Below are 13334 nucleotides of genomic sequence, written 5' to 3' on the forward strand. Positions count from 1 at the left end.
CAGAGAGGCAGCTCGCCATGGCCGTCCTTGGAATCGTCCTGATCGCCCTCGCCGTGCTGTTCGGACTGGGCGTCTCGGTGTCCTCGACCGCGTCCACCAAGCTGGAGGTGTTCGGCGTCGACTTCGGCGTCTCGGTGCCGACTGTGTACTTCCTCGGCGCCGTCACCGGCGCCGGTCTGGTCGCCGGCCTGTGGCTGCTGAAGAAAGGGCTCGGCCGGGGGTGGCGCCGCCGCAAGGAGATGCGCGATCTCCGCGCTCAGGTCACGAACGGCGACAGCGCTCAGGTCACGCACGACGACAGCACCCAGGTCACGCACGGTGACAGCACTCCGGAGCTGTCCACGGAGCGCGACGAGACCCTCGCCGACGAGCTACCGGCCACCGAGGAGCACGTCGTACGGGAGTCCTCCGTCGACCCCACGGACCACCGTCAGCCGCACTGACAACTCCGTTGCCCACAGCACCGACCACCGCGGAGAACTCCCGAAATCCGATCGGATCACGGTAGGATCTCGAACAGCTCACAGCGATCGAGCAGCAACCTCGCAGCCTGATGTCGATGCCTCGCGCAACGACTTCAGGTTGGCAGTTAGTTGCCATTGGCATCAAGTTTCCCGAAATCGGCATAACCTCACCGGTCACTCCTGTGCCTTACTGGTTGTGGCGTCAACGTCGCGCTGCGTCACTGCCGGTTCGCCGGCTCGCGCCACGGGGTCCCGACGACCTGACGCCTACTGCGATGGCACGACCTCTGGAGGTTGTCTTGATCATCCGAAAACTGTTCAGCCGCACCGGCGTGGTGGTGCTCGCGGTCAGCGTCGCACTCGCCACCGCCGTACCGGCCCAGGCCGCGAACCCCGGCTCCGGTGAGACGAAGGCCCAGGGCGTCACGGTGGGAGTGGCTCAGCAGATCGCCACTCGCTCCGACACTCGCTACTGCCTGACCTTCGTGGCGGCCGACAAGGTCCCGATGGCGGTCATGATGGCGTGTGCCCCGGGCAAGGAGGGCAAGACCCAGGAGTGGATCTACACCGAGTCCGGCCAGCTGCAGGTCGCGATGAGCAAGAGCGTCGGTGGCGCCCTTGCGACGACCGGAGCCTGCCTGGACAGCGGAGCGGACCTGGCCAAGGTGCCGTCCTCCGCACCACTGCTGGTACTGCCCTGCCGTAGCGGCGACGGGCAGAAGTGGAACTACGACGAGGGCAGCGGCACGTTCGTGAACGCGGCCAGTGGCCTTGCCCTGACATCGCTGCTTGGCAAGGGGAAGGCCAAGCAAGCGCAACCGACCGGCAGCAGCACGATGAGCGCTGCCGGCACGCCGATCCAGGCGTGGGCCGGGCTGCCGGTGCCGAGCCTGGACATCCTGGGCGCCGTACTGGCTCTCGTGAACGCACTGCTGGCATCGCTGGGCCTCGCCCTGCCGCTGCCGATCGCGGGCGCGGCCGCCAGCCTGCTGTCGCTGCTCAGGCCGCAGCTACCGGTCCCGGCCCAGATGTCGGTGCTACCGAAGCAGATGATGCAGCTGGCCCAGAGCTAGCCGGGAAGGATCCCTGCCGGACACTACCGAGAAGAGGACGGCCGGCCCCGACATCGTCGGGGCCGGCCGTTTTCTCTCCTTCGGATCGACACGTTCTGATTCGGTTGTCTTCTGGTGAATCGAACGACGGTCGTTGCAGTGCTCGGGGGATGAGTCCCGGGATGCCCCGCTGCTTGCGCGTCAGCGGGAGCCGGGCTGTGTCGTCACCTCGCGACCGTCAGGTCCGCAGCCGTCACCAGGCGGCCGCGGTCACCACCAACACCAGCAGTCGAGCAGGTCGTCGAGAAGGCAAGCAACTCCGTGGAGCAGTCTCATGTCTGTCACCTCCGATCCACTGAACCGAACGGCAAGACAGTAACTCCCGTGATCACCCTCTGTATCTACTCAATTACCTGTTGCCACAGAACCTTGAGCATCCTTTAACTCTTTCGCAACGCATCCCGTGGAATCCCGGCTTGACAGTCCGCTGTTGGTTGCCTACAGCACCTGACAACGTTCACTCAGGGTTGGGAAAAAGTCTTCACATAGTCGCCCGAGGATGCCAATGTTTGACCGGCACTGTCGCTGGACCACTTTTGCTAGGAGCCCTGATGCGATCTCTCTCGCGGTTGACCACCGCCGGCGTGCTCGGCGCCGCAGCCCTCGCCCTGCTCACCGGATGCCTCGGGTCGTCCGGGTCCGGCAGCAGCGGCGACCAGGATGCGAACCGGAACGCCGACGCCAAGAAGGTCGAGCTGACCATCGGCTCGAACTCGGTCAAGGGCGGCAAGAGCAGCGCCGGCGCGACCTTCATCTCCGACGTACTGATCCCGAAGTTCGTCGCCGAGCAGAAGGGCAAGGGCGTCGACGTCACCGTCAAGTTCCAGGGCGACGGCTCCGACGACGAGGTCTACAAGCAGAAGCTGTCCCTCGACCTGTCGAACAAGTCCGGACCGGACCTGTTCCAGATCGACGGCATCTGGGTCGGCGAGTTCGCCCAGGCCGGCTACATCAAGCCGCTCACCGACACCGTCGGCGACGCCGGCAAGGTCAACGACTGGGACGGCTGGAAGCAGATCCCGGAGTCGGTCCAGGCGCTGGGCAGCTACAACGGCCAGCGGTACGGCGTTCCCGGCGGGACCGACGGCCGCGTGCTCTACTTCAACAAGAAGCTGTTCCAGCAGGCCGGTCTGCCCGCCGACTGGCAGCCGAAATCCTGGGACGACATCATCTCTGCGGGCCAGGCGCTGAAGAAGATCTCCGGGGTCACCCCGATCCAGATCAACGCCGGCACCGCGATGGGCGAGGCAACCAGCATGCAGGGCGTGCTGCCGTTGCTGGTCGGCACCGGCGCCACCGTGAACGCCGACGGCAAGTGGCTGGGCGACACCCCGAAGCTGCGCCAGGTGCTGGACTTCTACCACAAGATCTACGGCGCCGGTCTCGGTGACCCGGTGCTGCAGCGCGAGGCCAAGGGCCGCGACAAGTCGTTCGCCGAATTCGCCGCGAACAAGATCGGCATCCTGCTGGAGGGCGACTACTTCTGGCGCAGCGTCGTCGAGCCGAAGGCGGGCGTCGCGAAGATGGCCGACCGGGACACCGCCGTCGGCTATGCACTGATCCCGGCCGCCCTGCCGGGTGCCGGCGTGAAGGGTCAGGACTTCGTCTCGATGTCCGGCGGCGGCGCGACCGTGATCAACCCGAACACGAAGTTCCCGCAGCAGGCCTGGGAGCTCATGCAGTTCATGAACTCGGCGGAGATGGTCAAGGCGTCCCTCGACGGCGCGGCCAAGATCACCCAGCGGAACGACGTCAACAGCGAGGTCCTCGCGAGTGACCCGATGCTGAGCTTCGTCGCCCAGAAGGTCCTCCCGATCACGCAGTTCCGTCCCGGCCTGGCGGAGTACCCGAAGATCTCGGCCGCACTGCAGCAGGCCACGGCCGACGTCGTCGGCGGCAAGTCGACGGACGCGGCCGCCCGGGCCTACCAGAAGGCCGTCGAGACCGCGGCCGGCGGCAAGGACAAGGTCGCCGGCAACTGATGACTTCCGCTTCCGCACCTCCGGTGCCCGCCGAACCGGCGCCGGGACGTGGATCGGCGCAACCCCGGGGACCCGCGCGCGACGTCGCGGGACTCGGGGTCCGCCGGGCGCTCGGATTCCTCGCGCCCGCGCTGCTGCTGATCGGCGCGTTCCTGATCTTCCCCGCGCTCTGGACCATCTACATCGGCGTCACCAACTACCGGCTGACCGGCGTCGAGGCCGTGTCGCCGTCGATCGTGGGACTGTCGAACTACACCAAGGCGATCAACGACGCGCTCTTCCACAACGCGTTGTGGCTGACGATGCTGTTCGTCCTCGGCTCGGCGATCATCGGCCAGAACGTCCTCGGCTTCACGCTCGCCTGGATCATGCGGCGCGCCCGTCCCGCGGTCCGGCGTACCGTCGAGGCGTTCGTGCTGCTCGCGTGGATCCTGCCGTCGACCGTGGTCGCGTACTTGTGGGTCGCGTTCTTCGACCGGGACGGCGGCACGCTGAACAGCTTGCTCGGGACTCCCGGGACCGCGTGGCTGATCGACTACCCGATGGCCTGTCTCGTGGTGTTCAACACGTGGCGCGGTACGGCGTTCTCGATGATGCTCTACTCGTCGGCGCTGCAGGCCGTGCCACCGTCGCAACTCGAGTCGGCGCGAATGGTCGGCGCGTCGGGCTGGCAGACGCTGCGGGACGTGGTGTTCCCGCACATCCGCGGCCACGTGCTGACGAACACGCTGCTGATCTCGCTGTGGACGGCGAACGACTTCTCGCCGTTCCTGCTCACCAAGGGCGGGCCGAACCACGAGTCCGAGACCGTGCCGGTCTACATCTACAACGTGGCGCTGCAAGGCGGTGAGCTCGGGTACTCGTCGGCGATCTCGTTCCTGCTGCTGATCGCGAACCTGCTGGTCTCCTTGGTCTATCTGCGGTTGCTTCGGAGGCGGTCATGACGTCCTTTGTGTTGCGCCGCATCGGGTTCTACGTGCTGATCTGTGCGATCACGCTGTTCTTCGCCGTACCGATGTTGTGGATCGCGTCGGCGCCCTTCGACAGCAATCCCGGCCTCGGGGTGCGCTGGCCGGACTGGACTTTGGAGAACGTCCGGAAGACCTTGGACCACCCGTATGCGATGCATTCAATGGTCAACTCGCTGCTCATCTGCGTAACGACCGCGGTGGCTGTGACCGCGTTCGCCGCGCTGGCGTCGTACGCGTTGTCGCGGGTGCGTATCCCGGGACGGGACGCGCTGCTGTACGGGTTGCTGTTGTTGTCGTCGGTGGTGACGGGGACCGCGGCGATGGTGCCGATCTTCGTGATGATGTTCCAGCTCGGGCTGATCGACTCGCGGTTCGGCGTCGCGCTGGTGATGACCGGCGGTCTGTTGCCGGCGGCGATCTTCATCCTGAAGGACTTCGTCGACGCGGTGCCGAAGTCGTACGAGGAGTCGGCGCGGGTCTTCGGCGCGTCCACGGGCCAGATCCTGCGGGACGTCGTGCTCCCGGTCGCGCGGCCCGGACTGGCGACCATCATGGTCTGGGCGTTCGTGAACTCCTGGGGCAACTTCCTGGTGCCCTTTCTGCTCATCCGGTCGATCGACAAGCAACCCGGTGCGGTGCTGATGCAGACCCTCACCGACGAGGGCGGCAGCGTGAACCTGCAGGTGCTGCCGGTGTTCTCGCTGCTGTTCTCGATCCCGGTCGTCGTGTTGTACCTGTTGGTGAACTCGCGGTACGGGTTCCGCTTCCACGGAGGGATCAAGAGCTGATGTCTGTCCACAAGGATTGGTTGCTGATGGCGGGCATCTCGCACGAAGGGATCACGGTCTGATGGCGGGCATCGACATCGAGGGCCTCGCGACCGTCTACCCGAACGGCGTCCGCGCCGTCGACGGGCTGGACCTGCACGTGGCCGACGGCGAGTTCTTCGCCCTGCTCGGCCCGTCGGGCTGCGGCAAGACCACACTGCTGCGGACGATCGCCGGCCTGGAGTCCGCGACCGAGGGCACCGTCCGCATCGACAGCGCCGACGTCACCCGCACCGAGCCGGGCAAGCGCGGCGTCGCGATGGTCTTCCAGGACTACGCGCTCTTCCCCCACATGAACGTCTCCGAAAACATCACCTACCCCTTGAAGGTACGCCGAGTTGCCGCGGCCACCCGTACCGCGACAGCCGAGCGCACCGCCGGCGAACTGTCGCTGCAGGGTCTCCTCGAGCGGAAGCCCGGTCAGCTGTCCGGGGGTCAGCAGCAGCGTGTCGCCCTGGCCCGTGCGATCGCCTCCGAGGGCAAGGTGCTGCTCCTCGACGAGCCGCTGTCGAACCTTGACGCCCGACTCCGCCTCGAGGCGCGGACCTTTCTGAAGAAGCTCCAGCGCGACCTCGGCATCACCACGGTCTTCGTCACCCACGACCAGGCGGAAGCCCTGGCTCTCGCCGACCGGATCGCCGTCATGGAGTCCGGCAAACTCCGCCAGCTCGGCTCGCCGCGTGAGGTCTTCGCCCGCCCGGCGAACACCTTCGTGGCCAACTTCATCGGCTCCACCCCGATGAACCTGCTGCCCGGAAAGGTCCTGTCCTCCGCCTCGGACCATTCCGACGCTGCGCAGGGAGCAGTCGCGGTCGCCGGCGGTTCATTGCCTGCGACAACCTTCTCGGTGCCGGTCGACGCCGAGGTCACGGTCGGCATCCGGCCGGAGTACCTCACCCTGGCCGCCGGCGACGTCACCGGCCCCGCCCTCCGCGGCACGGTCGTGGTCGCCGAGAACCTCGGAACCCAGTCGCTCGTCACCGTCGAGTGCGACGACACCCTGGTCGGCGTGACCGTCCCCGAGGAAACCGAACCGTCTCCAGGCACCACGGTCGTCCTCACCGCCCCCGCGTCCCGAGTCCTGCTGTACGACCGGGACTCCGGCGAGCTCCTCGCCCGCCAACCGGCCACCGTCGCCTCATGACCGTTGCCCGAAGCCTTGCGAACTGGGATCTCATCTGATGGCTGTCACCTCCTACCGACGACGCTGGACACTCGATGACCGCGCCGAAACGGTCTGGCACTCGCTTCCGGTGGACATCCCCGCCGACTGCCCGGGCCTCCTGGTCACACTGACTGTCCCGCCGGTCGAGGGCGCGGTCATCGACATCGGCTGCGCGGGCGCGGCCGGCTGGCGCGGCTGGTCAGGAGGTGCGCGCCGGACCTTCGCCATCACCCCCGACGCGGCGACGCCCGGTTACCTCGCCGGCGACCTCGAGCCGGGCACGTGGTGGGTCGTCCTCGGTCTCCACCGAGTACCCGTCGAAGGCGTCGAACTCCTCGTCGAAGCAGTCACCGGTCCCGTCGACACCATCCCCGGCCTGACCGAGTACGCCGACGCTTCCGCGGCCATCGCCGTACCCTCGCGACCTCCTCGCCGTACCCTGCCGGCGTCGTCCGGACTCAAGTGGATCGCGGGCGACTTCCACGCTCACTCGTTGCACTCCGACGGGTCCACGCCGGTCGCCAACCTCGCGGCCCTCGGTGTGTCATCCGGCCTCGACGTACTGGCCGTGACCGACCACAACACGGTCGCCCACCACGCGGAACTCCCTTCCGTCGGTCGTCGCTTCGGCATCGGCCTCATCCCCGGCCAGGAAGTCACCACGGACACCGGCCACGCCAACGCGTTCGGTGACATCGGCTTCATCGACTTCCGCCGACCCGCCGCGACCTGGGTCTCGGAGGTCGCTCAGCGCGGCGGTCTGCTGTCCATCAACCACCCGCTCGGCGGCGACTGCTCCTGGCGTCACCCGCTCCCCGAGCACCCACCGCTCGCGGAGATCTGGCATTCCTCCTGGCTCGATCACACGTGGGGCGGACCTGTCGCCTGGTGGCAGGCCTGGGGCCTCGAAGGCACCACCCCGATCGGCGGCAGCGACTGGCACAACCCGACATCCGTCGGCACGCCGGGCGCGCCCACCACCTGGATCGCCGTCGACGCCTCCGCCGAAGGCCCCGACGAACTCCCTGCAGCCACCCTCGAAGGCCTCGCCGCCGGCCGAACCGCCCTCTCCTGGTCCTACACCGCCCCCGTCCTCCTGCGCGTCGACGACGAACTGATCGCACTGGACGCGCCCAACACCCTTGTCATCTCCCCCGACGGCACCCGCCACGCCATCAACACCTCAGAAGCCCACATCCCCGCCGCCCCGGGCCCCCACCTCCTCGTAACCCACACCGGCAACTTCCTCTCCACCTGCGCCTAACGGAGTCGACGCAGGCTGAGTGGCCGGGCGTGGGCCGTTCGGGACGAGGTCGTTGCGGCCGGTCAGCTGTGCGGTTGTTGAGGTAGCTCGTCCAGCTGATCCAGAAGCCACCGAGGCCCCGTGGCGACAGCACCGGTTGCTTCTATCCGTTGCCGAAGCCCCCGATCCGCGGTGACAACCGTGACCGCGGAATCTTGCGCAACTTCCGCCGTGACGCGAACGATGGTGTCATCACCAGCCCCCGGCGCGAGCACCACACGAACCCGACCGGTATCCGGCGCATCCACCCCAGACACCGCCCGACAAGCAGCCCCCTCCAACACCACGATCAGGTCCGTCTCCACCAACTGCTCCTGCAAAACCGCTAGCCGCCCAAGCAGCCGCCGAGCAGCCCCAACCCGGTCCCGCCACCACCCGTCCGGCCGCGACCCCACCACGTTCGCAGCATCAACAACAACCTTCCGCCCACCATCCACAACCCCAGTCTCCTTCCAACCCATCAAGCTCGCCGCACAAACCTCCGACACCCGCGTCGCGTCCTTCGCCCCGACCGGGCCCCTGTCGACCTCAGACACACCCCGACTGCCTTCGTCACGATCCGGACCGCCCAGCGAGCCTCCGACATACTCGCGTCCGCGGTCGTCGCGCCCCGACCGCCTAGCGAACCGCCGACATCCGCCCGACCGTCTTCGTCGCGCCGGATCGCCTAGGAAACCTCCGACGTCCGCCCGACTGCCTTACCGCATAGGCGCCGCCTGTCGAGCCTCTGGGTGTGCCTGGCCTCGCGCGACTCGTCTCGCGACTGCGGACCTGTCACCTTTCGCCGAGCGGCGTCCGGCACGGGCCTAGCAATCAACTAGAGCGAAACGTCGTACACACAGTCGGGCGCCGCGAGCGACGGATCAGTCGAGGAGCCAGCCGTTTTGTTCGGCTACCTGGACCGCGTCGGAGCGGGTGCGGGCGCCCGTCTTGCCGATGGCGGACCACAGTCGAGTGCGGACGACTCGCTCGGATACCTGAAGCTTCCGCGCCATCAATGCGACAGAACCGCCGTCGCGCGCCGCACGGAGGGTGTCGGTCTCGTCTTCGTTCAGCGGAGTCTCGGAGTACCTGAGAGTCTCCGCCTCGAGGTTCGCATCGACGACCCGGAGTCCGAGGTGCACTCGCCGTACCGCATCCGCCAACTGCGGCGCCGGACTGCCCTTCAACGCAAACCCCTTCGCCCCGGCATCGAGCCCACGACGAAGATGCACCGGCCGCCCGTACGTCGTGAGCATCACGACGCGGCACTCGGGCATCGACGTACGCAGCTTGGTCGTGACGGTGATGCTGTTCTGCGCCGGCCCCGCCGCGTCGAGCAGCGCGACGTTCGCCCGGTGTCGCTTCGCCGCGCCCACGACGTCGTCGGTTCGGTTGAGCTCGGCAACGATCTCCAGATCGCGCTCGCGTTCCAGACCGCTCCGGAGCAAACCTCGGCTGAGGATCTGGTCGTCGACCAGCAACAGCCGAATCGGGTCGGGCAAGCGAGCCTCCGAGGTAACCGTCCGGGCGCCGGGGAAGTACGTCCGGGAAAATGAGCAGTACTCGGGTCCCGATTTTGAAGGGCCCGCGAGGACATCGTCCACATCAACGCGTCATCTCTACCAGATTGCGACCAGATCGCGATCACGCCCGCACCCACCCCGATTTGCTGCCCCATCAGGCAGGTCCCGCCCGAGCGGTCGCGGTGAGCACTGGGTGGGCAACCCGCAGATCGAGTTCGAGCGAAACCTCGACCGTCACCGCCGCCGAAGTGAGGCTGCAAGCACTCAACCGCACCCCGTTGAGCGCCGCTGTACGAGCCGCCGTCACGCAAGGCCCATCCACTGACACAGCAGGCAATAGTTGCCGATTGCTGGGGGCTAGCGGCGCACGTACGACGAACACACTGCCCGCCTCACCGACCGCTGGAGCAGCCTCACCAGCTGATCGGGGCGCAGCCGGAGAAGGCGTCGTAGTCGGCGCGGGAGTCGCAGGAGGTGGCTGGGCTCTCGGGGAAGCAGTGGCACCTGACGACCAGGTAGTGGCTAGTGGCTGGGCTGTGGCTGCGGACCGAGCGGTGGTTGAGGTCAGGGCGACGGCTAGCGCGGGAGTCCCGGCTGCGGAAGGAGCGAGAGTCGGCGCGGCGATCCACGCTGGTGGCGGAACGGCAGCCAGCGCGGGGGTTGCGGCTTGTGAACTCGCGGCTGTCAGCGACGGGTCGGTGGTCGCCGACGGGGCAGTGGTTGCGGACGGCGCGGTGGTTGCGGACGGGTCGGCGGTCAGGGACGGCGTGGTGGTCGTGGACGGGGTGGCTAGGGACTGGGCGGCGCTGAGGGCGGTTAGGTCTGCTGCGGCGGCGAGTTTGTGGCGGGCTGTGGAGATGGCGGACCAGAGGGTTGCGGCTGCGAAGGCGGTGAGCAGGAGTGTGGCGGCGATGAGGGTGTGGAGCGTGGCGCTGCCTCGTTCGGATCGGGTCATGAGGTCTCCGGTTCGGCCTGGAGGGTTGCGGTTGCCGTGATGCGGGTGGGGGTGATGAAGGTGAGGAGCGGCGGCTTGTTGGCGGGGGTGGCTGTGACGGTCACCTGGATGTCTGAGGCCTCGCGGGTGATGGTGACCGAGCCTGTAGGGATGGCTCGGCGGCCGATAGCTTCGGCCTGATCGGGTGGCTCACCCCGCGCGACTGCGCGTGCGACGTCTCGGGCTGCGTCGATGCACTGGATGTTGAGGACGACCAGGCCGATCGCCCAGATACCAAGCATCAGAAGGGCAACCAGTACCGGCAGAGCAATCGCCAACTCCGCCACAACAGCACCACGCTCACGCTCATCCACCTCACGGGCCTGCCCCAGCCATCCGAGCCTGTCCGGGCGGCGACCGGACGTCTTCGTGCCGACCGGAACGCCCGATCCGATCGACGCGCTCGGCCCGACCGGCGTACTCGGCCGGGTGGAGTTGATCGAGCCGGCGGGACGACTGACCTGTTTGGCGCGGGTCCACCTATTGGTCTGGCGTCCGGCTCCGGCCGGGGTTCGCGGATTGGCATAGGTGCGTATGTGCGCGTGAAGTCGTCGTGCGTTGGTGTTGCGGTGGGAAGGCATCCGGGGCTCCTTGGGGTGGCGACCGGCCGGGGAGGGGTGGCCGACCGGTCGCCGGATTGGGGGTTAGAGGTGGACGCCTTCTACGCCGGCTAGCTTCAGGGCGTAGTTGATGAGGGCTTTGAGGGCGTTCATCATCACGGGGGATTTGAGGAGTGCGACGAGGACACCTCCGAGGCCGCAGGCGGCGACGATGGTGATGGCGTACTCCGCGGTTGCGGCGCCTCGCTCTGTTCGTGCACGAAGGTGGTTGAAGGCGCTGGCGCGGAGTCGTCGGACCGAGTGAGGGCTGCGGCAACTAGCCAGGGTGAGGTTGCCGGGTTTGGGGAGCGGCATGCTGAGCGCTTCGGCGAGACGGATGTTGAATGGCTCGGCAGTGCGGATGGTTGCCAGCTCGGCAGAGTCCCTGCCGGACAGCGTGTCAGGACGGATGCTGTTGGAGCCGGCGGGGCGGATGTCATCCGACGAGGCTCGGCGGGTGTCGTCGGGCTCGACGGCACAGCCGTCGGCCGGCTCCGCGGTGTAGTTGTCGGCCGGTTGGGTGGTGCGGGTGTCGATGGGCTTCGCGATGCAGCTGTCGATCGGCTCCGGAGTGCGGCTGTTGACGGGGTCGGCGGTGTGGCTGTTGATGGGTTTGGCGGGAGGGGTGCGTACCAGATCGGCGGGGTGGGTGGTGGATGGCTTGGTCGGGTGGGTGGTGGGTGGGTTGGCGGAGTTGGTGTTGGGGCGTTCGGTGGTGGTGGGGAGCGGGTGTTGGGTGGGGTTGGGCGGGGTGTGGGGGAAGGTTGTTGGGTTGGGCATTGGGGGCTCCTCGGCGGGTTTGGGGCGGCGCTTGTTGGGGGGCTTGAATGGAGGATGCCGTTGTTGGGAGGCCTTTTTTATAAGGAGTTTTGGGCTGTGGATGAGGGCTAGGGGTGGAGGAGGTTGGGGATGAGGGCGTCGGCGACGGTGGGGACTATGGAGAGGAGGACGAAGGCTGGGAGGAAGCAGAGGCCGAGTGGGAGGGCGGCGCGGGATTCTGCGGATCGGGCTTGTTGGTCGGCGGTGTGGTGACGGGTGCGGCGGGTCTCGTCGGAGAGGTGTTCGAGGGTTTTGGAGAGGGGCGCGCCGGAGCGGAGGGAACGGGTGATTGCTCGGGCCATGGGGGCGCAGGCGGGTTCGGCGCGGAGGTGGGACCAGGCGGTGGTGGGGTCGGCGCCTAGTGCGAGGTGGTGGGCGATCTTGGTGAAGACGTCGGCGAGTGGGCCGGGGAGGGCTTCGGCCACCAGGGCTAGGGCGTGTTGGGGTGGGCGGCCGGCTCGGAGGCATGCGGCGAGGAGGTCGATGGCCAGGGGGAGGTCGCGGGCTAGTTGGGCGTTGCGTTGTTTGGTGGCGGCTGGTTCTAGGCGGGCGAGGGCTTTGGGGATGGCGTAGTACGCGATCGCGGCCGGGATGACGCCCCAGGGGAGGCCGATGATGAGGAGGGTGGCTAGGGCGGCGACGGTGGTGGCTAGGCGGGCTGGGCGTGGGGTTTTGGGACGGTTGCGGGGCTTGGGTGGGGTCAGGCGGCGGAGGTTGGGGCGGGGCGGGATCAGCAGGTAGGTGCTTAGGGCAACAGATATGGCGGCGGCTGTGGCTTGGGGCATGCGGGAGGCCTGGTCAGGTTGAGGGCTTGGAGAGGTGAGTGGTCCAGTGGAGGCCTGCGGCGGTCAGGGCCAGGCCGGCTGTTAGGCAGAGCCAGCCGGGTGGGGTCGCGGTGAGGAAGGTGAGTGGGTCGGCGCCTAGGGAGTAGCCGAGGGCTATGCCGAAGGTGGGGAGGGTTGCCAGGAGACGTGCGGTGGAGTGCGCGCCTGCGAGGCTGGATTCGGTTTGGCGGTGGATGGCTTCGTCGGCTCGGAGGGAGTCGGCGAGGCGTTCGGTGAGGGTGGCGAAGGCGGCGCCGGATTGTTCGGTGACTCGCCAGGCGGCGGCCAGTGCGCGGAGGCTGGACGCTCCGGGTGCGGTTGATGCTCGGGTCAGGGCGGCGGGGACGTCGGCGCCGAGGTTGGCTGCTGCGTGGGCTACTTGGAGGTCTGGGCTGATTGAGGCGGCGCCTTCCAGTGCCGCTATGGGTGGGCGGCCGGCGGAGAGGTCTGCGGCTAGGACGTCGAGGGCTTCGATGATTTGGGCTCGGCGGGCGGAGGTGGATTTCTGGCGCCGGTGGTGGGCTCGTTGGGTTGCGATTAGGGCTAGGACGGTGGCTGTTGCGAGGGTTGCGACGAGGGCTTGGGGGCCCAGTGCGGCGGTGGCTATGGCAGTTGGTGCGGCCAGGAGCCAGATGCGGGTTCGTGGGGTGCGCCGGCGTCGGCGGGGCGGTTCGGGGTGGGTTGGGTCTGGGCTGGTGCGTTGGTTGCGGGTGAGCTGGCGGCGGGCGGCAGTTGGTTGCAGGCGGTGGAGGCCTGGGGATGGCGGCGG

Annotated in this window: 12 protein-coding genes; 7 read left to right on the forward strand and 5 right to left on the reverse strand. The window is 67.8% G+C overall.

Going from position 1 to position 13334, the window contains the following annotated elements; all coding sequences use genetic code 11:
* Positions 1-17: 17 nt before the first annotated feature.
* The 7 genes from AC0662_RS19405 to AC0662_RS19435 all read left to right on the forward strand — a co-directional run bounded on the left by AC0662_RS19405 (position 18) and on the right by AC0662_RS19435 (position 7785).
* Complete coding sequence (locus AC0662_RS19405; RefSeq protein WP_452204758.1) at positions 18-443, forward strand: hypothetical protein; 426 nt, start codon at positions 18-20, stop codon at positions 441-443.
* Between the two features lie 320 nt (positions 444-763).
* Entirely contained in the window at positions 764-1537 is a 774-nt protein-coding gene (locus AC0662_RS19410; RefSeq protein WP_452204757.1) for a hypothetical protein, read from the forward strand.
* A 590-nt stretch (positions 1538-2127) separates the two neighbouring features.
* Positions 2128-3558, forward strand: a complete 1431-nt coding sequence (locus tag AC0662_RS19415) for an extracellular solute-binding protein (protein WP_478302203.1) — start codon at positions 2128-2130, stop codon at positions 3556-3558.
* Positions 3558-4502, forward strand: a complete 945-nt coding sequence (locus AC0662_RS19420) for a carbohydrate ABC transporter permease (protein WP_452204359.1) — start codon at positions 3558-3560, stop codon at positions 4500-4502. Before AC0662_RS19415 ends, AC0662_RS19420 begins: the two co-directional genes overlap by 1 nt.
* Entirely contained in the window at positions 4499-5317 is an 819-nt protein-coding gene (locus tag AC0662_RS19425; protein ID WP_452204358.1) for a carbohydrate ABC transporter permease, read from the forward strand. The genes AC0662_RS19420 and AC0662_RS19425 overlap by 4 nt, the downstream gene beginning before the upstream one ends.
* A 61-nt stretch (positions 5318-5378) precedes the next feature.
* A complete protein-coding gene (locus tag AC0662_RS19430) occupies positions 5379-6500 on the forward strand; it encodes an ABC transporter ATP-binding protein (protein ID WP_452204357.1) in 1122 nt (373 codons plus the stop codon).
* A gap of 37 nt (positions 6501-6537) precedes the next feature.
* Positions 6538-7785, forward strand: a complete 1248-nt coding sequence (locus AC0662_RS19435) for a CehA/McbA family metallohydrolase (protein ID WP_452204356.1) — start codon at positions 6538-6540, stop codon at positions 7783-7785.
* A gap of 62 nt (positions 7786-7847) precedes the next feature.
* On the opposite strand, the gene AC0662_RS19440 is transcribed toward AC0662_RS19435, so the two are convergent.
* The 5 genes from AC0662_RS19440 to AC0662_RS19460 all read right to left on the reverse strand — a co-directional run bounded on the left by AC0662_RS19440 (position 7848) and on the right by AC0662_RS19460 (position 12526).
* Complete coding sequence (locus AC0662_RS19440; protein WP_478303412.1) at positions 7848-8285, reverse strand: NYN domain-containing protein; 438 nt, start codon at positions 8283-8285, stop codon at positions 7848-7850.
* A gap of 402 nt (positions 8286-8687) precedes the next feature.
* Positions 8688-9308, reverse strand: coding sequence for a response regulator (locus tag AC0662_RS19445; RefSeq protein ID WP_452204355.1), 621 nt, complete (start codon positions 9306-9308; stop codon positions 8688-8690).
* A gap of 972 nt (positions 9309-10280) precedes the next feature.
* A complete protein-coding gene (locus AC0662_RS19450) occupies positions 10281-10904 on the reverse strand; it encodes a TadE family type IV pilus minor pilin (protein ID WP_478302205.1) in 624 nt (207 codons plus the stop codon).
* Between the two features lie 63 nt (positions 10905-10967).
* A complete protein-coding gene (locus AC0662_RS19455) occupies positions 10968-11702 on the reverse strand; it encodes a DUF4244 domain-containing protein (protein WP_478302207.1) in 735 nt (244 codons plus the stop codon).
* Positions 11703-11809: 107 nt separating this feature from the next.
* Positions 11810-12526, reverse strand: coding sequence for a type II secretion system F family protein (locus AC0662_RS19460; RefSeq protein ID WP_478302209.1), 717 nt, complete (start codon positions 12524-12526; stop codon positions 11810-11812).
* Positions 12527-13334: the final 808 nt, after the last annotated feature.

Source organism: Kribbella sp. NPDC043289, from assembly GCF_056436705.1.